This window comes from Cupriavidus sp. UYPR2.512, assembly GCF_000379565.1.
In the GTDB taxonomy this organism is placed as follows: Bacteria; Pseudomonadota; Gammaproteobacteria; order Burkholderiales; family Burkholderiaceae; genus Cupriavidus.
In genome coordinates, this window is sequence record NZ_KB903161.1 from 1 (window position 1) to 23940 (window position 23940).

At 68.6% G+C, this 23940-nt stretch carries 20 protein-coding genes and 1 pseudogene; 9 read left to right on the forward strand and 12 right to left on the reverse strand.

The annotated features are described in order from the left end of the window. Positions 1–199: 199 nt before the first annotated feature. The 3 genes from A3A5_RS0127790 to gudD all read right to left on the reverse strand — a co-directional run bounded on the left by A3A5_RS0127790 (position 200) and on the right by gudD (position 3759). A complete protein-coding gene (locus A3A5_RS0127790) occupies positions 200–1198 on the reverse strand; it encodes a tripartite tricarboxylate transporter substrate binding protein (protein WP_018313736.1) in 999 nt (332 codons plus the stop codon). 100 nt (positions 1199–1298) lie between these two features. Then, positions 1299–2321, reverse strand: coding sequence for a tripartite tricarboxylate transporter substrate binding protein (locus A3A5_RS0127795; RefSeq protein WP_018313737.1), 1023 nt, complete (start codon positions 2319–2321; stop codon positions 1299–1301). Positions 2322–2403: 82 nt separating this feature from the next. Next, positions 2404–3759 carry a glucarate dehydratase gene (gudD, locus tag A3A5_RS0127800; protein ID WP_026201208.1) on the reverse strand — a complete coding sequence of 452 codons (1356 nt, stop codon included), beginning with the start codon at positions 3757–3759 and terminating at the stop codon, positions 2404–2406. A 155-nt stretch (positions 3760–3914) separates the two neighbouring features. Between gudD and A3A5_RS0127805 the strand changes: the two genes are divergently transcribed. Continuing rightward, positions 3915–4688, forward strand: coding sequence for a FadR/GntR family transcriptional regulator (locus A3A5_RS0127805; protein WP_018313739.1), 774 nt, complete (start codon positions 3915–3917; stop codon positions 4686–4688). Positions 4689–4759: 71 nt separating this feature from the next. Here A3A5_RS0127805 and A3A5_RS0127810 read toward each other — a convergent pair whose 3' ends face one another. Continuing rightward, on the reverse strand, positions 4760–5389 hold the full coding sequence (locus A3A5_RS0127810; RefSeq protein ID WP_018313740.1) for a response regulator transcription factor: 630 nt from the start codon (positions 5387–5389) through the stop codon (positions 4760–4762). 292 nt (positions 5390–5681) lie between these two features. On the opposite strand from A3A5_RS0127810, the gene fusA reads away from it, so the two are divergent. Then, positions 5682–7790 (forward strand): elongation factor G, encoded by a 2109-nt coding sequence (gene fusA / locus A3A5_RS0127815; RefSeq protein WP_018313741.1) that lies wholly within the window; start codon positions 5682–5684, stop codon positions 7788–7790. 131 nt (positions 7791–7921) lie between these two features. On the opposite strand, the gene A3A5_RS0127820 is transcribed toward fusA, so the two are convergent. Then, the gene (locus A3A5_RS0127820; protein ID WP_018313742.1) at positions 7922–8941 is read right to left on the reverse strand and encodes a DUF1338 domain-containing protein; all 1020 of its coding nucleotides are present in this window, start codon (positions 8939–8941) and stop codon (positions 7922–7924) included. Positions 8942–9129: 188 nt separating this feature from the next. Here A3A5_RS0127820 and A3A5_RS0127825 point away from each other — a divergent pair, with 188 nt between their 5' ends. The 5 genes from A3A5_RS0127825 to A3A5_RS0127840 all read left to right on the forward strand — a co-directional run bounded on the left by A3A5_RS0127825 (position 9130) and on the right by A3A5_RS0127840 (position 12087). Continuing rightward, on the forward strand, positions 9130–10023 hold the full coding sequence (locus A3A5_RS0127825) for a LysR substrate-binding domain-containing protein (RefSeq protein ID WP_018313743.1): 894 nt from the start codon (positions 9130–9132) through the stop codon (positions 10021–10023). Positions 10024–10081: 58 nt separating this feature from the next. Next, positions 10082–10282: a hypothetical protein gene (locus A3A5_RS43645; RefSeq protein ID WP_157637308.1), complete on the forward strand. Its 201-nt coding sequence runs from the start codon at positions 10082–10084 to the stop codon at positions 10280–10282. Then, positions 10257–10682: a PRC-barrel domain-containing protein gene (locus tag A3A5_RS0127830; protein WP_018313744.1), complete on the forward strand. Its 426-nt coding sequence runs from the start codon at positions 10257–10259 to the stop codon at positions 10680–10682. The genes A3A5_RS43645 and A3A5_RS0127830 overlap by 26 nt, the downstream gene beginning before the upstream one ends. Positions 10683–11293: 611 nt before the next feature. Further along, the gene (fur, locus tag A3A5_RS0127835) at positions 11294–11782 is read left to right on the forward strand and encodes a ferric iron uptake transcriptional regulator (RefSeq protein ID WP_026201209.1); all 489 of its coding nucleotides are present in this window, start codon (positions 11294–11296) and stop codon (positions 11780–11782) included. Positions 11783–11823: 41 nt separating this feature from the next. Beyond that, positions 11824–12087, forward strand: a complete 264-nt coding sequence (locus A3A5_RS0127840; protein ID WP_018313746.1) for a hypothetical protein — start codon at positions 11824–11826, stop codon at positions 12085–12087. Positions 12088–12118: 31 nt separating this feature from the next. Here A3A5_RS0127840 and A3A5_RS0127845 read toward each other — a convergent pair whose 3' ends face one another. After that, positions 12119–13048 carry a DMT family transporter gene (locus A3A5_RS0127845; RefSeq protein ID WP_026201210.1) on the reverse strand — a complete coding sequence of 310 codons (930 nt, stop codon included), beginning with the start codon at positions 13046–13048 and terminating at the stop codon, positions 12119–12121. A gap of 534 nt (positions 13049–13582) precedes the next feature. On the opposite strand from A3A5_RS0127845, the gene A3A5_RS0127855 reads away from it, so the two are divergent. Further along, on the forward strand, positions 13583–13906 hold the full coding sequence (locus A3A5_RS0127855) for a PadR family transcriptional regulator (RefSeq protein WP_018313749.1): 324 nt from the start codon (positions 13583–13585) through the stop codon (positions 13904–13906). A gap of 82 nt (positions 13907–13988) precedes the next feature. Here A3A5_RS0127855 and A3A5_RS0127860 read toward each other — a convergent pair whose 3' ends face one another. The 5 genes and pseudogenes from A3A5_RS0127860 to A3A5_RS0127875 all read right to left on the reverse strand — a co-directional run bounded on the left by A3A5_RS0127860 (position 13989) and on the right by A3A5_RS0127875 (position 21327). After that, complete coding sequence (locus tag A3A5_RS0127860) at positions 13989–15017, reverse strand: putative 2-aminoethylphosphonate ABC transporter substrate-binding protein (protein WP_018313750.1); 1029 nt, start codon at positions 15015–15017, stop codon at positions 13989–13991. Between the two features lie 73 nt (positions 15018–15090). Next, positions 15091–16818 (reverse strand): putative 2-aminoethylphosphonate ABC transporter permease subunit, encoded by a 1728-nt coding sequence (locus A3A5_RS0127865; protein WP_018313751.1) that lies wholly within the window; start codon positions 16816–16818, stop codon positions 15091–15093. Beyond that, positions 16815–17453 (reverse strand): TOBE domain-containing protein, encoded by a 639-nt coding sequence (locus A3A5_RS45805; RefSeq protein ID WP_369797826.1) that lies wholly within the window; start codon positions 17451–17453, stop codon positions 16815–16817. The genes A3A5_RS0127865 and A3A5_RS45805 overlap by 4 nt, the downstream gene beginning before the upstream one ends. A 6-nt stretch (positions 17454–17459) precedes the next feature. After that, positions 17460–18040 (reverse strand): annotated as a pseudogene (locus tag A3A5_RS45810) (ATP-binding cassette domain-containing protein); the annotation flags it as partial. A 32-nt stretch (positions 18041–18072) separates the two neighbouring features. Further along, positions 18073–21327 carry an EAL domain-containing protein gene (locus A3A5_RS0127875; RefSeq protein ID WP_026201211.1) on the reverse strand — a complete coding sequence of 1085 codons (3255 nt, stop codon included), beginning with the start codon at positions 21325–21327 and terminating at the stop codon, positions 18073–18075. Positions 21328–21555: 228 nt separating this feature from the next. On the opposite strand from A3A5_RS0127875, the gene A3A5_RS0127880 reads away from it, so the two are divergent. Continuing rightward, the gene (locus A3A5_RS0127880) at positions 21556–23547 is read left to right on the forward strand and encodes a diguanylate cyclase domain-containing protein (protein WP_018313753.1); all 1992 of its coding nucleotides are present in this window, start codon (positions 21556–21558) and stop codon (positions 23545–23547) included. Positions 23548–23565: 18 nt separating this feature from the next. Here the strand turns inward: A3A5_RS0127880 and A3A5_RS0127885 are convergent, their stop codons facing one another. Continuing rightward, complete coding sequence (locus A3A5_RS0127885) at positions 23566–23940, reverse strand: hypothetical protein (RefSeq protein ID WP_018313754.1); 375 nt, start codon at positions 23938–23940, stop codon at positions 23566–23568.

Genomic DNA, 23940 nt, shown 5'->3' on the forward strand with positions numbered 1-23940 from the left:
CCACATCGAACGGAAATCACCGCCGCCCGAACTACCAACGCCGAGGAATGGATTGCCAGCCGCATAGGCGACGCGTTTTTTGGTTACTTTTTGTCGCTCGGACAAAAAGTGACTCGCCGGCTACGCCGGCGAAACAGCCACGCCAGCCAAGCACGACACCCGACCAAATAGCCCCAGCCACCCCCCACAAAACCTCACCTCAAGCCTCCAGCCTAATCCCCGCCTGCCTCACCACCCCCGCCCATCGCGTCTGCTCGGCAACAAAGAACTTCCCGGTCTCGCCCGGTGTCATCGTCACCACTTCCGCCCCCTGCGCCACCAGCTGAGCACGCAGGTCCGGCGCCCGGATGATGCGGATCAGCTCGCCGCTGATGCGCGCCACCATCGCATCGGGCATGCTGGCCGGGGCCATCACGCCCTGCCACGTTCCGGATTCGAAATTCGGCACGCCCTGCTCGGCGATGGTCGGTACGTTCTGCAGCAGCGGCATGCGCGTGCGCTTGGACTGGGCGATCAGCTTGAGCTTGCCCGACTGCACGTGCGGCAGCGTGGCCAGCATGCCGTTCATCAGCACCTGGGCGCTGCCGCCCACGGTATCGGCAATGGCCTGCGAGCCACCCTTGTAGGGTACGTATTGCCACTTGGCGCCGGTGGCCTGCTCCACCGCCACGCCGGCCAGGTGCGGCGCGCTGCCGATGGCGGTCACGGCGAAGTTGAGCTGGCTGCGCTGCGACAGCGCCACCAGTTCCTTCACGCTGGCCGCCTGCACCGACGGATGCACCACCAGCAAGTGCGGCGAGTAGGCCAGCATCGACACCGGCTTGAGGTCCTTGGCGATATTGAAGGTCAGCTTGGTATAGACCGACGGGCTGATCGCCAGCGCGCCGATATCGCACAGCATCAGCGTGTGGTTGTCGGTGGCCTGCGCGACCAGTGCCGCGCCGACGTTGCCGTTGGCGCCGGGGCGGTTGTCCACCACTACGGATTGCCCCAGCGCGTCGCCCAGCTGCTTGCTGATCAGGCGCGCGATGATGTCCGACGAGCCGCCGGCGGTGTACGGCACCACCAGGCGGATCGGGCGGGTGGGCCAATCCGGCGCGGCGTGCGCCGCCGAGGACAAGCCGGCGAGCGGGCCGGCAGCCAGCCCGGCGGCCAGTGCGGAGGATTGCTTGAGGAAGTTGCGGCGTCCCTGGGTCATGCTGTGGTCTCCTGTCGATGGCGCGCGCGCCGGCGCGGCACGCTATGCGTGCATGGCCGGCGCGGTCGGTGCTGCAGTGTCTGGGTTCAGTGCTATGGCTTCAGTCCAGCGCGATCTTGCCCTTCTCGATCACGGTCTTCCAGCGCTGCAGCTCCTGCGCCTCGAACTGGTTGAACTGCTCAGGCGTGTTGGCCACCACCTCGAAGCCGCTCTCGGACAGCGTCTGGCGCATCTTCGGGTCGTTCAGCGAGGACACCAGCGCGCCGTGCAGGCGGCTCTTGATCGCGGGCGGCAGGCCGCGCGGCGCGGCCACGCCCTGCCAGGAATAGACCTCCACATCCTTGATGCCGGCCTCGGCCATGGTGGGCACATTGGGCAGCACCGGCGAGCGCTTGTCGGAGGTCACGGCCATCGCCTTGAGCTTGCCGGTGCGGATGTGCTGCAGCACGGCGTTGACGTTCTGGAACGACACGTCGACCTGGCCGGCAAGGAGGTCGGAAATGGCCGGGCCGCCGCCCTTGTAGGGCACGTGCAGGCCGTCGGTGGCGCTCTTCTGCCAGAAGAGCGCCGCGGTCAGGTGGTCGGACGAACCCGCGCCGGACGAGGCAAAGCTGACCTTGCCCGGATTCTTCTTCATGTAGGCCACCAGTTCCTGCAGCGTGTTGGCCGGGAAGCGCGGATTGGCCACCAGCACGTTGGGCGCGCGCACCGCCACCGTCAGCAGGTCGAAGTCCTTGGCCGGGTCATAGGCCAGGTTCTTCTGCAGGAACGGGTTCACCGCATACACCCCGATCGACGCCACCATCATGGTGTAGCCGTCCGCCGGCGCGCGCTTGACGAAGGTGGCGCCGATGGCGCCGGTCGCGCCGGGGCGGTTGTCGATGACGAAGGGCTGGCCCAGCTTTTCATTGAGCGGCACGGTCAGCATGCGCGCGATGGCGTCGCTGGAGCCGCCCGGCGGGAACGGCACCACGACCGATACCGGGCGTTGCGGCCAGTCCTGCGGCGCGGCGTGGGCGGCGGCGCTGACGGTCAGGGCCGCCGCCGTGACGACAGAGCCGAGCGCGAAGGCGCGCAGCCAGTGGTGCAGGCGCAGGGCGCGCTGGCGTTGGAACGTATACATCGTTGTCTCCTGCAGTGTCTTTATCAGATGAGCCGGCCGTCCCGATGACAGCAGCGGCCGGTTGGGCGTTGCCGGTACCGCATCAGCGCACCATGCAAGGCGCCTTGTTGTTGAATTTCCAGCCGGGAATCAGGAACTGCATCGCCGCGGCATCGTCGCGTGCGCCCAGGCCCTTGCTCTGGTACAGCGCGTGCGCGCGCGCCAGGGCATCCATGTCGAGCTCCACGCCCAGGCCCGGCGTCTTGGGCACCTGCACCAGGCCGCCTTCGATCCGCAGCGGGTTGCGGGTCAGGTTTTCGCCGTCCTGCCAGATCCAGTGCGTGTCGATGGCGGTGATGCGCCCCGGTGCGGCAGCGGCCACGTGGGTGAACATCGCCAGCGAGATATCGAAGTGGTTGTTCGAGTGCGAGCCCCAGGTGAGGCCCCACTCGGCGCACATCTGCGCCACGCGCACCGAGCCCTGCATGGTCCAGAAGTGCGGGTCGGCCAGCGGGATGTCGACCGACTGCAGCCGCACCGCATGCCCCATCTGGCGCCAGTCGGTGGCGATCATGTTGGTGGCAGTGGGCAGGCCGGTGGCGGTGCGGAACTCGGCCATGATCTCGCGCCCGGAGTAGCCGTCTTCGGCACCGCACGGGTCTTCGGCATAGGCCAGCACGCCGCGCTTGTCGCGGCACAGGCGCACGGCTTCTGCCAGCGACCAGGCGCCGTTGGGGTCCAGCGTGATGCGCGCCCTGGGGAAGCGTTCGGCCAGCGCCAGGACTGCTTCCATCTCTTCGTCGCCGCTCAGCACGCCGCCCTTGAGCTTGAAGTCGTTGAAGCCGTAGCGCTCGTAAGCGGCTTCGGCCAGCCGCACCACGCCCTCGGGCGTCATCGCCATTTCATTGCGCAGGCGGAACCACGCGTTGTCGGCATCGGGCTCGATGCGGTAGTCCAGCGTGGTGCGCTGGCGGTCGCCGATATAGAAGAGGTAACCCAGCATCTCCACGGCGTCGCGCTGCTGGCCTTCGCCGAGCAGTGCGGCCACCGGCACCTCGAGGTGCTGGCCGAGCAGGTCGAGCAGTGCCGCCTCCAGTGCCGTCACCGCATGGATGGTGATGCGCAGGTCAAAGGTCTGCAGGCCGCGGCCGCCGGCATCGCGGCTGGCGAATGCCGCGCGCACGCGGTTCAGGATGGCCTGGTACTGGCCGATGGGCTGGCCCACCAGCAGCGGCCGCGCGTCTTCCAGCGTCTGGCGGATGCCCTCGCCGCCCGGGACCTCGCCCACGCCGGTGTGGCCGGCGCTGTCGCGCATGATCACGATATTGCGCGTGAAGTACGGGCCATGGGCGCCGGACAGGTTCATCAGCATGCTGTCATGCCCGGCCACGGGCACCACGGTCAGTTCGGTCACGACCGGGGTGTGGGCGGACGCCATCGGGGCGGCGGTTGGGGTCATCTCTGGGTTGTCTCCGGCATTTCCGACGGCGGGCGCCGAATCGTTCACCCGGACCATCGTGTCGCGTATGTTATCTGTCATCGTATGACTGATAACCCAGTATAATGAGGCCATCTCGAACCGGTCAAGTCCGGGAAACCCCGCCCGTATCCACCATGCCGAACTCCACCTCCGCCCAGTCCGTTCCGCCTGTTCCTGCGCCGCACGCGCCGCTGCGCCGCCGCGGCCGCACACTTGCCGAGGAAGTGGTGCAAGCCCTTGGCGAAGAGATCCGCCAGGGCCAGCTCAAGCCCGGCAACAAGCTGCCGACCGAGTCGGAGATCATGGCGTCGATGGGGGTCAGCCGCACCGTGGTACGCGAGGCACTGTCGCGCCTGCAGGCCAGCGGCCTGGTGGAGACGCGCCACGGCATCGGCACCTTCGTGCTGGCACGCGCGGCCGAGGCGCCCTCGCCCTTCCGCATCGGGCCTGACGCGCTGGGCACGGCCATGGATGTGATGGCGATGCTGGAATTCCGCGTCAGCCTGGAGGCCGAGGCCGCGGGCCTGGCCGCATCGCGCCGCACCGACGCGCAGCTGGCCGCGATGCGCCAGGCGCTGGATGAGCTCAAGCGCAGTGCCGGCGCCGGCAACGACGCCGTGGAGAGCGACTTTGCCTTCCACCTGGAAATTGCGCGCGCCACCGGCAACCGCTACTTCACGGACATCATGGGCCACCTGGGCACCATGGTGATCCCGCGCAGCCGCCTGCAGGTCAGCACGCCCGAGCGCGAGCAGTACCTGGAGCGCGTCAGCATCGAGCACGAGAACATCTACGACGCGATCGACCGCCGCGACCCCGACGGAGCCAAGGCCGCCATGCGCATGCACCTGACCAACAGCCGCGAACGGCTGCGCAAGGCCTCAGGGCCAGCCGGCGCCCAAGGCTGAGCGGCGCGCACGCACCTTGGGCGGGTGCGGCCCAACCTAACTTATACGATGTCTAATAAGGACAACCACAATCAGGGCGTCAGCCGGCAGCGTCGCGCAAAGTCCACCAGCTCCACCAGGGACGAGACCTGCAGCTTGCCCATGATGCGTGCCTTGTAGCTGCTGACGGTCTTGTTGCTGATAAAGAGGCTGGCGCTGATGGCCTTGTACGACAGGCCGCGCGCCAGCATCTGCAGCACCGCCAGTTCCTTGTCGGAAAGGCGCCGCAGGATCTCCTCATCCGCCGACATGGCCTGGCGCGGCGCGCCGCCGCGGCTGAGCACCGGGAACACGGTATAGCCCGCCAGCACCGCCTCGACCGCACGCAGGATTTCCTTGATGTCCTGGGTCTTGCTGACAAAGCCCTGCGCACCGGCCTGCCATGAGCGGCTGACGAACACCGCCGGGTCCAGCGCGGTCACCACCAGAATGCGTACCTGCGGATGGATCGCGCGCAGGCGCGGCGCCACGTCCAGCCCGCTGGAGCGCGGGATGTCCAGGTCGAGCAGCACGAGGTCCGGCGTGCGCGCGCGCACCAGCTCGATGGCGCACTGTCCGTTGTCTGCTTCGATCACCTCGTCTACGCCAAGCAGCTGCAACAGGTGGTGCCTGAGCACCAGCCGCATCGCCGGATGGTCGTCAACGATCAGGATGGTTGTCATGCGTGGCTTCGTAGTCCGGGAATGCATCGGCGACCGGGCGCATCCTGGCCGGGCATGGGATGGCAGGGCGATGAACACGCGGGGCGCGATGCTGCGCCAGTATAGGGAGCCGCTGACGCTGGCAGGATGGGAGAAATCGGTTTCGGATGAAGCCGAATCCTAGGCCCGCCTCAGACACACGCTTATGCCGGAGCACCGGGGAGCGGCGGTGTGCCCCTGCGCACTGCAGGGACAACAGCAGACGGCCAGTGGTGCTACTCTATTCCAGCGTGTTTCATCCATGGAGAACACTGTGCCTCGCAAGACCCCCATCGAGCGCTACCGCAACATTGGCATCAGCGCGCATATCGACGCCGGCAAGACCACGACGACCGAGCGCATCCTGTTCTATACGGGTGTCAGCCACAAGATGGGCGAAGTGCACGACGGCGCCGCCACCATGGACTGGATGGAACAGGAGCAGGAGCGCGGCATCACCATCACGTCGGCAGCCACCACTGCCTTCTGGAAAGGCATGACCGGCAATTACCCCGAACACCGCATCAACATCATCGATACGCCGGGACACGTCGACTTCACCATCGAAGTCGAGCGCTCCATGCGCGTGCTCGACGGCGCCTGCATGGTCTATGACGCCGTCGGCGGCGTGCAGCCGCAGTCCGAGACGGTCTGGCGCCAGGCCAACAAGTACGCGGTGCCGCGCATTGCCTTCGTCAACAAGATGGACCGCGTCGGCGCCGACTTCTTCCGCGTGCAGACGCAGATCGCCGACCGCCTCAAGGGCCGCGCCGTGCCGATCCAGATCCCGCTGGGCGCCGAGGACCACTTCCAGGGCGTGATCGACCTGGTCAAGATGAAGGCCATCGTCTGGGACGATGCCAGCCAGGGCGTGCGCTTTGCATACCAGGACATCCCGGCGGACTTGCTGGCCACCGCACAGCAATGGCGCGACAAGATGGTCGAAGCCGCCGCCGAGGCCGACGAGACGCTGCTCAACCAGTACCTGTCGGGCGAGCCGCTGACCGAGGAGCAGATCAAGCGCGGCCTGCGCAAGCGCACCATCGCCAACGAGATCGTGCCGATGCTGTGCGGCAGCGCCTTCAAGAACAAGGGCGTGCAGAGCATGCTGGACGCGGTGATCGACTATCTGCCCTCGCCCGCCGACGTGCCGGCCATCATGGGCCACACCGAAGACGACCGCGAGGCCGAACGCCATCCCAGCGACGACGAGCCGTTTGCCGCGCTGGCCTTCAAGATCATGACCGACCCCTTTGTCGGCCAGCTGATCTTCTTCCGCGTCTATTCCGGCGTGGTCAAATCCGGCGACGCGGTCTACAACCCGGTCAAGGGCAAGCGCGAGCGCCTGGGCCGCATCCTGCAGATGCACGCCAACGTGCGCCAGGAGATCAAGGAAGTGCGCGCCGGCGACATCGCCGCGGCCGTCGGCCTGAAGGAAGCGACCACCGGCGACACCCTGTGCGACCCCGACAAGGTCATTATCCTGGAGCGCATGAGCTTCCCGGAACCGGTGATCTCGCAGGCAGTGGAACCCAGGACCAAGGCAGACCAGGAAAAGATGGGCATTGCGCTGAACCGCCTTGCGCAGGAAGACCCGTCCTTCCGCGTGACCACGGACGAGGAATCCGGCCAGACCATCATCTCCGGCATGGGCGAGCTGCACCTGGAAATCCTGGTCGACCGCATGCGGCGCGAGTTCGGCGTTGAGGCCTCGGTCGGCAAGCCCCAGGTGGCCTACCGCGAGACCATCCGCCAGCCGGCCAAGGACGTCGAGGGCAAGTTCATCAAGCAATCGGGCGGACGCGGCCAGTACGGCCACGTGGTGCTCAACCTCGACCCGATGCCGCATGGCGGCGGCTATGAGTTCGTCGATGCCGTCAAAGGCGGCGTGGTCCCGCGCGAGTTCATCCCCGCGGTGGACAAGGGCATCCGCGAGACCATGCAGTCAGGCGTGCTGGCCGGCTACCCGGTGGTCGACATCAAGGCCACGCTGGTGTTCGGCTCCTACCACGACGTGGACTCAAACGAGAACGCATTCCGCATGGCCGGCTCGATGGCGTTCAAGGAAGGCATGCGCCGGGCCAGGCCCATCCTGCTGGAGCCGATGATGGCCGTCGAGGTGGAAACGCCTGAGGAATTCACCGGCAACGTGATGGGCGATCTGTCGTCACGTCGCGGCATGGTGCACGGCATGGAAGACATCGCCGGTGGCGGCGGCAAGATCGTGCGTGCCGAGGTGCCGCTGGCCACCATGTTTGGCTACTCCACCACGCTGCGCTCGCTGACGCAGGGGCGCGCGACGTACACGATGGAGTTCAAGCACTATGCCGAGGCGCCGGCCAATGTGGCTGAGGCGGTGATATCGGCGAAACGGGCGGGCTGACGGATTTCCGGAGGCCGAGGTACACGGCCGCGCCGCACTTCGTCGACGCGCCGGCCCTCACCCCAACCCTCTCCCGCTTGCGGGAGAGGGGCCGGGGGTGAGGGCAGGCGCATCAATACCCTTTACCGCAATCAGCAAGCCGCCGTCATCTTGAAGATCCCCTGCGCATTGCCCGCATCAAACCCCAGGTCATAGCGCTGCGGCGCGGCCGCTTCTTCGGCAAAGCGGTCCCGCGTGATGAACTCGTAGAACGATCCCGGCACGTCCCGCTCCACCGTCTCGCCCTGCGCGCCGACGAAGGCGCGGCGCACTGTATCCGCCCGGAACGCGGTCTGCTTCACGCGCCCGCTGCGCGAGACTTCCACCTTGTCCTTCATCGGCCGGCCCAGCTGCTTCTGCTGCTCGGCGAGCGCGAACACGTCGTCGACGCGGTCGGTGGCGTGGTTGAAGGCGTTGCCTTCGGTGGCGACCCAGGCCATCTCCGCCGATTCACTCAGCAGGGTTTCATAGTCGGCCAGCCTCGGCGTGGCGTGCTGGCGCTCGAAGCATGGCACCAGCAGGCCGACCAGCTCGGCGCCGTCGGCCAGGTCCAGTGCGCCGTCGCGCTCCAGCTGCCACAGCAGGGTCTGCGCGCGCGGCGTGAGCGGGTCGGCGGAGGTGCCGGTGACGCGGCTGACGGCGGCGCGGAAGGCGTCGCTGAAACGTTCCGGATGGAATTCGCTGAGGAAGAACTGGGCGATATCCTCGGGCGCGTCGGCATGCGCGTAGGAGCGGCCGGTCATGCCGATGCGGTCCAGCGGATAGGTGCCGTTGAGCACATAGCCGAGCGGGCGCAGGATGCGGGTGAAGGCGGCCTCGCCTTCGGGCAGCGCGCCGTTGTCGCGCCACTTGACCGTGCGCAGCGCGCCGTGGTCGAAGGTGACCTTGCCGCCGGCGGCGGCAACGTCGTCGGTGTAGGCGCGCCCGGTCGGCACGCGCTCGAGGATGCCGCCGAACAGCACCATGTTCAGGGCCTGGGCGATTTCCGCGCGGGTGGCACGGCCCTGCGGGGCCTGCGGCAGATCCGCGGGCAAGCTGACCAGCGCGAGCAGTTGCGCAGCGCGGGTGGCGCCGACGTTGGCGGTGAGGAGCGTGGAGAGTTTGGAGGTCATGGGCGCAAACAGGTGAGCACTGGGAAGGCAGCCGGGCTGGCGACGATCCGCGGGGCAGGATAGGGGCGCTCACATGGCGCGCACAAGCGCGCATTGCGCACAATATTGTGCATGCGGCGCACGACCAGGGTAGCGGTGCGGCCTGGCGCCGCTGTTTATACTGTCAGCCTTCCTTCCCTCGCAGTCCCATGAGAAACGACATCCCCAACCTGGGCGCGCTGCAGGCCTTCGAGGCCTCGGCACGGCTGGGCAGCTTTACCCGCGCCGCGGCAGAGCTGGCGCTGACGCACAGCGCGGTGGGGCGGCAGGTGGCGCAACTGGAGCAGCGCCTGGGCGTGGCGCTGTTCACGCGCGTGCGCCGGCGCCTAGTGCTGACCGATACCGGGCGCGAATACGCCGCGCGCATCCGCCGGCACCTGGACCACCTGCAGCGCGACACGCTGGAAATCACCACCGGCCGGGCCATGGGCTACACACTGGAGCTGGCAGTGGTGCCCACCTTTGCCACCCAATGGCTGATCCCGCGCCTGCCGGACTTTGCGCGTCGCCATCCCAACGTGACGGTCAACCTGTCGGCGCGCTCGCAGCCGTTCTCGTTCCAGGAATGCGCCTATGACGCGGCGATTTACTTCGGCGACCAGTTCTGGCCCGGCACGCGCGGCGGCGTGATCTTCCGCGAAGGGGGCATGGTGCCGGTGTGCAGTCCCGCCTTCCTGGCCGGGCATCCCGTGACCGGCGCCGCCAGCCTGGCGCGCTGCCGCCACCTGCACCTGAGCACGCGCGCCAACGCCTGGCGCGACTGGTACGCGGCACAGGGCTGGGCCTATGACCTGGCCGCCTCGCGCGGGCCACGCTATGAACTGTTCACGATGATGACGGCCGCCGCTGCGGCCGGGCTTGGCATCGGCCTGGCGCCGCGCCTGCTGATCGAGCGCGAGCTGCAGACCGGCCAGCTGGTGATCCCGCTGGCGGGCATGCTGGACGAGCAGCAGGGCTACTACTTTGCCTATCCGGAGGGCCGGCCCGAATCCGAAGCGCTGGCGGCCTTCCGCAACTGGATCCTGGGCCTGTCATCGGCCTGACGGAACCGGCCCGACGCGCTGCAAGCACCGGCGCGGATCGGACTTCCAAAGGAAATCCATGAACCAGCAGGCGCGCAGCGCCACGTTGACGCGCTTTTTTTCCATGCCGCGCGAAAGAATTACCACGGCGGCAGCATGGCAACTTCAGCCCCATGCGTACTGCGCCACAAACGGCGCAGGCATGGTCATTGCGCATGCCATGCATTCCAACGTCTTGCGACAAGGAGCAAAGCATGCCAAACCAACCTCCCATCAGTGAAGGCGCGGCCATCATCGGTTCAGGCGTGGGCGAGGGCCCGGGCCCTGAAGTGATGGCGGCATCGAGCCTTGACGGCACCAAGGCCTATTCATCCGATGGCGAACACGTCGGCAAGATTTCCGAGATCATGCTGGATGTGCCGCACGGCCGCATCGCCTACGCGGTGCTGACCACCGGCGGCTTCCTCGGCATCGGCGACACACTGCACGCCATCCCATGGAATGCGCTGGTCATGGACACCGACGAGAAATGCTTCCGGATTGCCGTGACGGCAGACCGGCTCAAATCCGCACCGGGCTTCAACAAGGACAGCTGGCCGAGCATGGCCGATCCCCAGTGGGGCAGGTCGCTGCATGAGTACTACGGCCGCGACCCATACTGGGTGTCCCCGCCGCTGTAGGCTGCGACTGCGCAGCGCCTACGCCCAGGTTGCAAGCCGCCAGCGCGGCCAGGCCGATACCCGCCATGCCCGGGAACAGGCGCTGCACCGCTCGTGTTCTCAAGGTCGTACATCGCGCCACCAGGCCGCCCTCAAAAAATGAGGCGGCCCGGAAAAATTTCTCTTGTAATGAGATCGATTCCCATTTACTATTCGATCACTGCCTGACGCACGGCGCACCGCCCGACAGGCAGACCGGCCAGGTCCGGCGCCCCGCGGCACGCGGCAGCGACCGAAGCTGGCAGGAACGACAGGATTTCCGGATGCCGCCGCTGCGGCATTCGACACCGACTTTTGTGGGGACCGCTCCGTCACGCGGAGCGTTTGGCAGTAGCCAGTCTTCGGAAGATCGGGAAAGCAACCAGACCCCGCTTTCCCGATCGCGTCTTCCGGTGACAAGCCAGGCCACCTTTTTATTCCGCGCGTCATGCAGGCATGGCGCGCCGCCAGGGGCGGGAGCGCCAGCGCTGATCCGCCCCCTGGCGCTTCAGCCTGAAATCCCGCCAAGCCATCGACGCCGCCCGTGCGCGGCGCCAGGCCGGGCGCCGCCCCGCCCGCGGGGCGCCAGCCGCATGCCAATGCCTTCCGCCATGTCATTCGAGAGCACAAACCCGATCCATCTCAAGCGCGCCGGCCTGAAGGCCACGTCGCCGCGCATGCGGATCCTTGAAGTGTTCCGCACCAGCGCCCGGCGCCACCTGAGCGCCGAAGACGTCTACCGCGTCCTGCTGACGCAGGACGAGGATGCGGGACTGTCCACGGTGTATCGCGTGCTCAACCAGCTGGTGCAGGCCGACATCCTGCTGCGGCACAGCTTCGAGTCCGACCACGCCGTGTTCGAACTCAATGAAGGCGGTCATCATGACCACCTGATCTGCGTCGCGTGCGGCCGCGTGGAAGAATTCCGCGATGAAAGCATCGAGCAGCGCCAGCGCCAGGTAGCCGCCGACAACGCCTTTGTTTTGCGCGAGCACATGCTGGTGCTGTACGGCGTCTGCCCGCAATGCCGGGCCGGCGCCAATGAGGCCGAGCCCACGCCGGAGCTGCCTGCCCGGGCGTAAGCGCGCCGCCGCCTCATGCCGCGCACCTGACGGAGCCAACCATGGAGCGCCTGAACAAGCCGCTGTCCGAACTCAAACGCCTGCTCAACCTGTGCCTGCGGCAGGAACCCGGCTGCCAAGACTGCCAGCTGCGCGCGGTCTGCGTGCACCGGCCCGACCACACCGGCTGCAACTGGAGCGCCGAGGTCGACTTCCCCGAACGCAGCGAAGCCGACGCCGTGCGTCACCTGCGCCAGGCCCGCCGCGTGGTAATGATGGTGCGCGAGCAGTACAACGTGGCGGCGGGCACGGCGGCACAGGCCTGAACCGCAGGTTCAACGTTTGACCGCCGCAGGTTCAACGTTTGACCGCAACACCGCCTGCCGGACGGACGCCCTGCTCCGCCCCCGCCACCGGCCGCAACACCAGCCACACCGCCACGCCGATCAGCGCGCCACCCGCCGCGTACGCCCACGACAGGGCCTCGCCCAGGAACAGCGCGCCCCAGACGATGCCGAACGGCGGGATCAGGAAGGTGACGCTCAGCGAGCGCACCGGGCCCAGGTCGGCAATCAGGCGGTAATACAGGATGTAGGCCAGCGCCGTGCACAGCACGCCCAGCCCCAGCATGGCCGCCCACACGCCGGCGCCGGCAGCGGGCACCGTGTTGTGGCGCCACAGCGCGGCGAGGCAGAAGGGCAGCAGGAACACGGTGGCGCCGACCATGCTGCCGGCGGCGACCAGCCGGCTATCGAGCCCGCCGCGCTGCGTGATCCAGCCCCGCGCGAGAAAGCCGGACAGGCCGTAGCAGGCAGTGGCCACCAGGCAGGCCAGCGCGCCCAGCAGCACGTCCATCGAGAACGCCACCGGTCCGGTGCGGGTCAGCACCGCGACGCCCGCCACGCCCAGCAGCACGCCCAGGGCCTTGGCGCGCGTGAGCCGTTCGGAAAACGCCAGCGCGCCGATCAGCACGCCCATCAGCGGGGTCATGGCATTGAACACGGCCGAATAGCCGGCCGGCAGCCACAACGCGGCGACCGAGTACATGACAAACGGGATACCGGAATTGACCACACCCAGCGCCAGCACCGCCGGCCATTTGCCCTGCATCTCCCAGCGCAGCTTCAGCAGCGGCAGGCATGCCGCCAGAGTGAGCGCGCCGATCAGCACCCGGACGAAGGCAGTCGGCATCGGTCCCAGCACCGGCGCGCCGATGCGGATAAACAGAAAACTGGCGCCCCAGATGGCGGCCAGGGCAAGCAAGCGGGCGAGATCGGCGGGTTTCATCAGGGGAACCGGGAGGCGCCGGGGAAGCCGGCGCGGGTTGAAGGCTGCCGCGATTTGACGCCCGTGCAGCGCATACCGCAAGCCGGATTCGGACCTGTGCCCCGCCGTCGCCACGATGGCGACCCGCTTGCCGCCAGGAATCTAAGTGATGTTGACGGATCTACGACATTTTTGAGCGCCGTTCTCCGCACAATGCTTCGCGTATTCGTCACTTTTCTTACCAAAGGCTTTCGTCATCACCCCACGCTGGAGGGGCGCTGTCACCGAAGCGTGACAAGCCGCCTTCGATTAAACTAAACTCTGGTCTGCGCCAGAGTTAATTGACCCCTCCGACGCATTCCCGACAAGCCGCCAGGGCTCCTGGCGGCTTCTTTTTTGTCCGAATGGTAGAATGCGCCTTATTCGGCGCATCGGCACTGCCAGTCCAACAGGATGACAGGCTGCCGCGCCGCCGGCGTCACAACGCCTGCAAACCCGAAGCTCCGGACAGCGCCTGCGTCAACCGGCGCGGCGTCTGCCGCGTTGCCAGTCCACATGAAACGACAGTTCCTGGGCCTGCTGGCCCGCGTCTACGTCCTGCAATTTGCGCTCGAAGTCCCGGCTACGGTGGCCATGCTTGCCGACATGTTGCTGGAATACGGCTTCCAGGTCGATATCGGCTCAGTGCGCCCGTTGCTGCGCGCCCTGCAAATGGAAGGCTACCTGGAAAGCGTGCTGCGCGACGGCATCGGCCGGGTCTATCTGCTGACCGAGCACGGCCGCGAAGAACTGCAGGCCAGCCGCCGGCGCATCGACGATCTCTACCGCCGTCTGCACGCCGGCCAGCCGGCAACCGACGAAGTGCCGCGCCTGGCCTGATCCGGCCAGGGCGGCCGCCACGGCGCGGGGAGCGTACCCGTTTCTGCGGGCCATTCCCTCGCCGCCGGGCGCGCCTTGTGCCTTACTTCTTCTCCGCCTTCCCTTCGTAGCGCTTGCTCCATTCAGCCAGGATGCGGTCGCGGTTGTCGCTCGCCCAGCGGAAGTCGTTCTTGATCAGGCGCTTCTCGTAGTCGGCGGGCAGCAGCGCGTCGGGCTTGGCAATGCCGGGCACGGCCAGCACGGCAAAGTTTTTCTCATACAGCGCCATCGCTTCGCGCGAGGCCGAGAAGTCCGCCAGCTTGCGCGCGGCGTCCAGGTTCCTGGTGCCCTTGACGATGGCGGTGGCCTCGATGTCCCAGCCCAGGCCTTCGGCCGGCAGCACGATATCGATCGGCGCGCCTTCCTTCTTCGACTTCATGGCACGGTACTCGAAGGCAATGCCGATCGGGAACTCGCCCTGCGCAGCCATCTTGCACGGCTTGGAGCCCGAGTGCGTGTACAGGCCAATGTTCTTGTGCAGGGCGTCCATGTACTGCCAGCCCTTCTGCTCGCCCATCATCTGCAGCCAGGCGCTGACGTCGAGGAAGCCCGTGCCCGACGAGGCCGGGTGCGGCATCACCACCTTGCCCGCATAAATCGGCTTGGCCAGGTCGGCCCACGAGGTCGGCTTGGGCAGGCCTTGCTTCTGCGCCTCCACGGTGTTGAAGCAGATCGCCGCGCCCCACACGTCCATGCCGACCCATGCCGGCGGGTTGGCCGGGCTGCGGTACTTGGCATCGATCGCGGCCAGGTTCTTCGGCGCGTATGGGTCGAGCATGCCTTCCTTGTCCAGGATCGCCAGGCTGGAGCCGGCCAGGCCCCACACCGCGTCGGCGCGCGGCGCGGCCTTTTCCGCCAGCAGCTTGGCGGTGACGATGCCGGTGGAGTCGCGCACCCACTTGATTTCGATATCGGGATGCACCTTCTCGAACGCGGCCTTGTAGGCGGCGATCTGGTCGGCTTCGAGCGCGGTGTAGACCGTCAGCACGGTGGCGGCGCTGGCGTTGCCGGCCAGCAGCGGCAGGGCGGCCGCGGCGGCAAGCGCCGCGACAAGGTTGGTGATGCGGGACATGGTTTCTCCTTGGGTTCGGTGAGTGTTCCGGAATGCAGGGGTACGGCGAATCGGGCAAAAAATCCGGCAAAAATCAGCCGGCGCGCCAGCGCTGGGCGCGGCGCAGCCAGCCGGCCGAGACCGCGTGCAGCAGCAAGGCCGCCAGCACCGAGGTCAGCAGGATCAGCGTCGACATCGCGGCAGCGGGCGCGGTGTCGCCGGCATCGTCCATGTTCAGCACCGAGATCGCGGCCAGCACGGTGTCGGGGCTGTACAGGAAGATCACCGCCGAGACCGTGGTCATCGACGACACGAAGAGGTAGCGGAAGATATCGAGCAGTGCCGGCAGGCACACCGGCACGGTCACGCGCCAGCATGTCACCAGCGACGCCACCCCGAGCGACAGCGCCGCGGCCTCGAACTCGTGGTCGAGCTGGCGCAGCGCCGCGGCCGCAGTCAGGTGGCCGGTGGTGTAGCAGTGCGCCACGTTGCACAGCACCAGCAGCGCCAGGGTGCCGTACAGCGCGTGCAGCGGATTGCCGGGCGCGTTGAAGAAGAACACATAGCCCAGGCCCAGCACCAGCCCCGGCACCGCCATCGGCAACAGGAAGCCCGCGCGCAGCACACCGTGCAGCCAGGCCGGGCCACGCGTGCGCAGCGTCAGCCAGGCACCCAGGAAGATCGCCGCCGTGCCCGCCAGCGCGGTCAGTGCCGACAGCTTCAGGCTGTTGCGGTAGGCCAGCCAGCCGCCGCCGTCCATGTTGTCGAAGTCGTAATGCGCCAGCGTCAGGCCCAGGTTGTAGGGCCACAGCTTGACCAGCGACGCGCCCACCGCGGTTGCGATCACTGCCAGCAGCGCGGCACTGACCAGCGCCACCAGCAGCAGGCACACGCTGTCGCGGCCGCGCTCGGGCGCCGGCACATACACCTGTGCGCGGCTGCCCATCTGGGTGCGCTGGCGCTGCTGCATTGCCATGTCCACGGCAAAGGTCAGCAGCGCCGGCGCCAGCAGCAGCATGCCGATCAGCGCACCGCGATCGAACTGCTGCTGCCCGACCACCGCCTTGTACGCTTCCAGCGCCAGCACCGGATAACCGCCACCCACCACCTTGGGTACGCCAAAGTCCGTGATCACCAGCGTCAGCACCAGGCAGGCGGCGGCGAACAGGCCCTGGCGAACGCCCGGCAGCGTGACCGTGCAGAAGGTGCGCCACGGGCTGGCGCCCATCGCGCGCGCCGCCTCATAGAGGCGCGCATCGGCCAGCGACAGCGTCGCCACCAGCACCATCAGCGCATGCGGGAAGGTGTAGAAGGCCTCGCCCAGCACGATGCCCCAGAAGCCATAGATGCCGCCCTGCCCGAAGGCGCCGCGAAAGATGCCCTGGTTGCCGAACAGGTAGACCAGCGCGATCGCCGGCAGCAGCGACGGCGCAAACAGCGGCAGCAGCGCAACGCCGCGCCAGAGTGGCCGCAGTGCGATGCAGGAACGCTGCAGCGCATAGGCAAAGCCAAATGCCAGCGGCACCACCAGCACCACCACTGCCAGCGACACCGCCACGCTGCGGCCGAGCATCGGCACGAAGTTGGGGCTGGTCACCAGCGCCGCCATGCGCGCGCCCAGCGCCCATTGGCCCGCCGCATCGAACCAGGCCTGGCGGAACAGCGCCAGCAACGGCAGCAGCAAGCCGACGGCCAGCCCGGCCAGCCAGAGCCACTTCATTGCGGCCGGGGCACCGTGCGCCAGCCGGGAGACCAGCCCGGTGCCGCGCGGCGAGGCTGCCGGCGTAGCTTCGGGCAGGACGGCAGTGGCCGCGCGCATCATGCAAACACCCGCAACGCCTGAGCCGGCAGCGCAATCCAGAACTTGTGGCCGCCCGCGTCGGGCAGCCGGTGCCGCGCCTCGCGCGCCACGTCGGCAAACAGGGCGAGCCCTGGCAGGCGGTCCGCTTCCAGCGCCAGCCGGTAGCGGTTGCCGAGATAGGTCTGGTCGACCACGCGCGCCAGCAGCCGGTTGGGCTCGGCGGGATCCGGGTCCAGCCGCACCGCTTCCGGGCGGCAGCACAGCCGGCCGGCGGATGCCGCCGGCTGCGGCGAGTCGACCAGGAAATCGACGGCCTGGCTGCCCTCGCCAACGGTGAAGCGCCCGGCCTGCGCGCTGCGCCCCGGCAGCCAGTTGGCCTGCCCGACAAAACCGGCGACAAAGGCCGACGCCGGCTGCTCATAGATCTCGGCGGGAGTGCCGGCCTGCACGATGCGCCCGCCGTCCATCACGGCAATGCGGTCGGCCATGGTCATGGCCTCTTCCTGGTCGTGGGTGACCATCACGGTGGTGATGTTCAGTCTGCGCTGCAGCTGGCGCAGTTCCAGCCGCAGGTGTTCGCGCACGCGGGCGTCCAGTGCCGACATCGGCTCATCGAGCAGCAGCAGCGAAGGCGCCGGCGCCAGCGCACGGGCCATCGCCACGCGCTGCTGCTGACCACCGGAGAGCTGGCCCGGGAACTTGCGCTCGCTGCCGGCCAGGCCGACCAGGCCGAGCATCTCGGCCACGCGCGCGTCGCGGTGCGTGCGCCCCATGCCGCGCCCGTGCAGGCCATAGGCCACGTTCTGCGCCACGGTCAGGTTGGGAAACAGCGCATAGGACTGGAACAGGATGCCGTAGTCGCGTGCCTGCGGCGGCAACCCGGTCAGTTCACGCGCGCCGGCATGGATGCGTCCTGCGTCCTCGCGCTCAAGTCCCGCGTGATGCGCAGCAGCGTGGTCTTGCCGCACCCGGACGGGCCCAGCAGGCACAGCAGCTCGCCCTGCCCGACCGACAGCGACACGCTGTCCAGCGCCACAAAGCTGCCAAAGCGCTTGGTGACCTGCTCCACCGCCAGGAACGCCCGGCCCTCCCCGGACTTGCCTGCCTGCATGACCGAATCTCCGCAAATCTCCATTGAATCGGTCGCCAGCATAGGCAGCGCAGATGCCAGCCGTGTGGCAGATCGGCAAAGTATTTCGATGGAGGTATCGGGGGATTTGGGATTGGGCAGCGGCGCGGGCATGCCGGCAAGTTATGAATGGTGCCCCTGGACGATTATGACTCGCGCAGCGCAGTGGCGCCCGCGGACGTGGGGGCCGGCACCCCAATCCCCTTTTCCAGGATCTCGCGCAGCGCCTGCTGCGGCACCGCCTGGCTGAACAGGAACCCCTGCAGCCCGTCGCACCCCTGCGCCTGCAGGAACTCGAACTGCGCCGCCGTCTCCACCCCTTCGGCAATCACCTTGAGATGCAGCTGGTGGCCCAACGCGATGATCGCCGCGGCCACCGCCTGGTCGTGGCCGGGCGTGGCCACGTCGTCGACAAAGGACTTGTCGATCTTGAGCCGGCTGATTGGCAGCCGGGTCAGGTAATTGAGCCCGGAGTAGCCGGTGCCGAAGTCGTCGATCGACAGCCCCACGCCCAGCTCGCGCAGCCGGCGGAAGGTCTCGATGGTGGTCTCGCCGCCGTCGACCAGGATGCCTTCGGTGACCTCGATCACCAGCCCCTGCGGCGGCAGGCCGGCCTGCTGCAGGCAGTGCGCCACGGTATCGGGGAAGTTGGCCTGGCGCAGCTGCAGCGGCGAGATATTGACCGCGACCTCGATCTCGCGGCCCAGCGCCTGGCGCAGCGCCTGGATTTCGCGGCAGGCGGTGGCCAGGGTCCATTCGCCCAGCGGCGCCACCAGTCCGCTCTGCTCGGCGATGGGGATGAACTCGGCCGGCTGCATGGCGCCGCGTTCCGGGGTGTTCCAGGCAATCAGCGCCTCGACGCCGGTGATGGCCAGCGTCGCGGCATCAACGATCGGCTGGTAGCGCAGCCGGAACTCATCGCCAGCGAGCGCGCGCCGCAGCAGCCCTTCAATGGTGAAGCGCGCCAGCGAGGCCTCGGCCATGGCGCTGGCAAAGCGGCGCAACTGCGCGCGCCCGTCGTGCTTGGCCGCGTAGACGGCCGAGTCAGCAGCCTTGAGCAGCTCGGTCAGGCTATCGCCATCGTCCGGGAAGATCGCCATGCCGATCGATGGCGTCACGCGCAGGCGCTGGCCGCCGGCCTGCAGTTCTTCATTGACACGCGCCTGGATCTTGGCGGCAATCAGCTCGGCTTCGCTGTCGTGGCGCAGGCCGCCCAGCACCACGCCGAATTCATCGCCGCCCATGCGCGCCACCAGGTCACCCTGTCGTACCGTGCCCTTGAGGCGGTCTGCCATGGTGCGCAGCACGTCATCGCCGACCGGGTGGCCGAGCGAGTCATTGATGTGCTTGAAATGGTCCAGGTCGAGCAGCAGCAGGGCCACGCGCTCGCCGTGGGTGCGCGCATGCAGCAGCAGCGCCTGCGCGCGTTCGCTCAGCTCGGCGCGGTTGGGCAGGCCGGTCAGCGGATCGTGCAGCGCCAGATGACGGATGTACTCGTCGACGCGGCGGCGCTCGGTCAGGTCGTAGCCGATGGCCTGGTAGCCAGGCGACGGCGCGGACCGGGGCACCTCGGCACCATCGGCACCATCGGCGGGACCGGCAGGCGCTGCGTCAGCGGCTGGCGCCTCGATGGGCGCCGGCAAGGCGAACACCGCCAGCTGCACCGGCATGCGCGAGCCGCCCTTGCGCACCCAGGTCCATTCGCGCTCGTCGGTCAGGCCAAGCCGTGCCTTGGCCACCAGCGCGGGCAGCCCCGGCGGCACCGGCTCGCCCAGTTCGCGACTGAGCACACGGGCGTGGTCGGCCAGTTCGTCAGCAACATGCAGGCCGGTCATGCGCATGTGGCCGACCAGTTCCGCGGCGTTGTACCAGAGCATGCGCTGGCCTGCCGCGTTGATGCCGGTGATCAGCCCGTCCTCATCGAACGTGATCACGCAGAAGGCGGCATGGTCGAGCAGCCCGGCATAGCGCGCGGCCTGCACCGCGGCGGCCTGCTGGGCGCGCCGTTCCGGCTCCAGGTCAGTGACCGCCCACAGCCAGTGCGCGGTGCCGCCGTCGGCCACAGGCAGGCGCGCGGCGCTGGCGCGCAGCGCGAAGCGGCTGCCGTCTGCGCGCACGCCCGCCAGTTCACGGTGGGCCTCGGCCCCTGCCGCGGCGCCACTGGGGACTAGGCCGGTGGCGCCGGGAACCAGGGTGTCCAGGCCGCGCCCGGCCAGTGCCGCCGGATCGGCGCCGAACAGTTGCCCCGCCCGCTCGCTCGCGCGCACCACCACGCCCTGTGCATCGGCCAGCAGGAAGCCGTCGGCCGACTGCGCCATGCACGCCTGCAGCATGGCGTTGTCATCTTCCCAGGCATGGACGGCCTGCGCTTCGCGCTGGCGCGCGGCGCGGCCCTGGCGTGCCAGTGCATGGGTGAGCCACGCCAGCAGCAGCGTGGCCAGCGTGCCCGCGGCCAGCACCAGATACGCCTGCCGCGGGCCATGCGCGGCTTCGAAGGCGGGGCGCGTGGCGCCGTGCAGCGTCCAGGTGACGCCGCCATACTGGAGCTGGCGCTCGCCCTGCAGCAGCGCGGCACTGCCATCCTCGCGGCGCTCGCCCTCGGTCGGCCCGCCGGACAGCATCGGCCCGGGAGCGGCCGGGGAGCCCTCGTACAGCGACAACTCCAGTTCCGCCGCCGGGGCACCGACCGCGCGCATCAGGTCGCCCAGACGCAGCGACACGTAGACATAGCCGATCACCGCCTGGCGCCGCTGCGCCACCGTGCTGACCGCCGCCTCGCCGGCGTAGACTGGCAGGAATACCAGCGCGCCTTGCTGGCGCTGCGCCGGATCGCCTTCGCGGATCAGTGCCAGGCCTGGAGTGAGCCGCGGTTCGCCGCTGTCGCGGGCGGCTTCCAGCGTCGCCCGGCGTGTCGGCTCGGACAGCATGTCAAAGCCGGCGGCGCGCGTGTTGCGCCCGTCCAGCGGCTCGATATAGAAGATCGGTGCGTACAGGTCGCGCTTGCCGCCGGGATGAATGTCGTAGTCGGCAAGGCCGTCGGCACGGGCGGCCTGCACCAGCCGCGGCACCCGCTGCAACGGCGTGAGCGGCGCGTAGCCGATCGACTGGGTGCCGGCGGGCAGGTCGTCGAGCTGGGCGGCATAGAGATAGTCGCGCCACTGCGCGCGCGAGGTGTCGGGGTTGGCGGTCAGCACGGCGGCCACGCCGCGCAGCAGGCGTTCGTTCTCCAGCATGCGCTCGCGCAGCGCGCTGCCGGCCTGTCCCAGCAGCGCATCGAAATGCTGCTGCGCCTCGCGGCGCTCGAGCCGCTCCGCCTGCAGCCAGGCCCCAGCCGTCATCAGCGCGCCGCCGGCCGCGACCAGCAATGACAACAAGGCAGGGGAAAGCGAAGTCAGTCTCATGGTCGATCGGTTCCGGCATGCAGCAGGGGCGTGCCGTCTGCGTGGACGTGCCTTCGCATTAACGGGGGACTATACCGTGGCACAGGCAGCGCGCACACCCCCGCCGGGGATGAACCCGTTCGGGGGAAGACCGCATGCCCCACCAAGTCGGGGTATGGTAGGGTTGCACCGGAGATGCCCCCCAAGTATGCGACAGTCCGCGCCACTGGCGCCCCAACTGCGCCCTACATGCCCGTCTACACACCCACGCTGAAAGCGCGCATTGCGATCATCACCACCGTGCTGGCCGCGGTGTTCGGCACCGGCATCGTACTGACCGCCCTGTACGATGCCCACCGCGACCTGCACGATGCGCTGCAGGTCCAGCAGGACTCCGTCGTCAAGCTGACCGCCAGCCAGCTCGACACCGCCATGAACGACCGCATCGTGCTGCTCTCGCACCAGGCTGCGCAACTCAGCGGCCTGCTGGCGCAGGCGCACGGCGCACAAGCCGCCGCGGTGCGCGAGCGGGCGCTGGATACGCTGTCCGCAGCGATCCCGGTGCCGGCCGCGTTCAACGCGCTGCTGGTCGCCGACATGCAGGGCAACATCGTCAGCAACCGCGGCGCCGGGGCAGAGATTGGCGACCGCAGCTATTTCCGCGAGGCCGCCCGCTCGCTCGCGCCCGTGGTGTCGCCGCCCATCCGCTCGCGCACCAGCGGCCAGATGGGGGTGATGATGGCGGTGCCGGTGCTGGCGCCGAACCAGACCTTCGTCGGCCTGGTGGGCGGCTGGCTGGATCTGTCCAGCGCCAACTTCCTGGTCGAGATCCTGCACAACCGCCTCGGCACCACCGGCTACTACTGCCTGGTGTCGGCCGGCCCCGAGCCGGTCTACGTCCGCCATCCCGACCCCGCGCAGGCGCGCCAGCCGGCGCTGGCCGTGGCCGATACCTGCGGCGAGGATGACAGCCCCGCGCCGCTGGAATTCATCACGCCGGCGCGGCCGGTGATCGCGCGCTACCTGATGTCGAGCACCGGCTGGGAACTGGTGGCGCTGCTGCCCGCGCGCGAGGCCTACGCACCGCTGCACCAGATGCAGCAGCGCTTCCTGGGCATGGCCGGGGTGGCCATGGCGGCGGTGGCCCTGCTGATCTGGCTGGCGGTGCGGCGCCAGCTGGCGCCGCTGGCGCGCCTGCACAAGGTGGTGCAGGCCAGCGCCAACGACCTGTCCGCGTTCGAGCGGCTGCCGACACGGCAGCAGCGCGACGAGATCGGCGACCTGACGCGCGCCTTCATCAAGCTGATGCGCGACGTGCGCGAGCGCCGCCAGGCGCTGGACCGCAGTGAACGGCGCCTGCGCGCGGTGACCGATACGCTGCCGTCGCTGCTGGCCTTTATCGACACCGATGAGCGCTATGTATTCAACAACCAGGCCTACGAGCGTGTCTTCGGCCTGAAGCCGGAGCAACTGCGCGGCAGGCACGTGCGCGAAATCCTGGGCGAGACCCGCTACGCGCGCGTGCAGCCATTCATGCAGCGCGCGCTGGCGGGCACCGCGGTGACCTTCGAAACCGAAGACAGCGATCCCGAATACCACTGCATGGAGAGCAGCCTGCGCCCGGAATGGAGCGCCGACGGCAGCGAGGTGGTGGGCGTGCATATCCACGTGCAGGACATCACGAAGCGCAAGCTGGAGACGCAGCGCCTGGCGCGCATGTCGCGCACCGACCACCTGACGCAGCTGATGAACCGCAGCGCATTCGAGGGCCAGCTGCACGCGGCGATGGTGCGCAGCCGCGAGCATGGCACGCTGATGGCCCTGCTGTACCTGGACATGGACCGCTTCAAGGCCGTCAACGATATTCACGGCCACGCCGCCGGTGACCAGCTGCTGCAGACCTTTGCCCAGCGCGTGCGCCGCTGCGTGCGCGAGCGCGACACCGTCGCCAGGCTGGGTGGCGACGAGTTCGCGGTGGTGCTCGAAGACATGACCCAGCCCGCCGCGGCACGCCGCGTGGCACAGGCCATCCTGCAGGCGATGGACGAGCCCTTCGACTTCGAGGGCGTGTCCGCCGACGTGGACGTCAGCATCGGCGTGGCGCTCTATCACGGCGGCGCGGCGCTGGACCGCGAACTGATGCGGCTGGCAGACGTGCTGCTATACCGCGCCAAGGGCGCGGGCCGCGGGCGCTATGAGATCGGCCCGCCGGAACTGGCGGGCGAGCTCAGCCCGCAGTAGGCAGCCCCGGCCGAGGGCTCAGTGGATGGTGCCGCCGGGCTTGTCCGACGCCGCGCCGCCGGCCCCCTCGGGCTCGAAAGGCACGTGGCGGCCATCGCTGGACTGGTAGCCCAGTTGCGCATCGGCGCCCAGCATCTTCTCCCACGCGATCATGGCCTCGGCCACCGCATCGGGCGCGCCCTTGAACACCACCACGTCGTTGCCGCAGCCGGGGCATTCGCCGCCGAACACGGCATCGATGCCGGGCAGGCCCGGCACGTCGAGCGCGTCGAATTGCGCGAACGCGGTCTTGCAGTGCCCGCAGACCAGCTGGGCAGGGCGCAAGGCCTCAATCTTTGCGCGTGCCTGTGCCGCACGCTCCTCGGGGGTACCCCGCCGTTTTGCCTCGCCCAT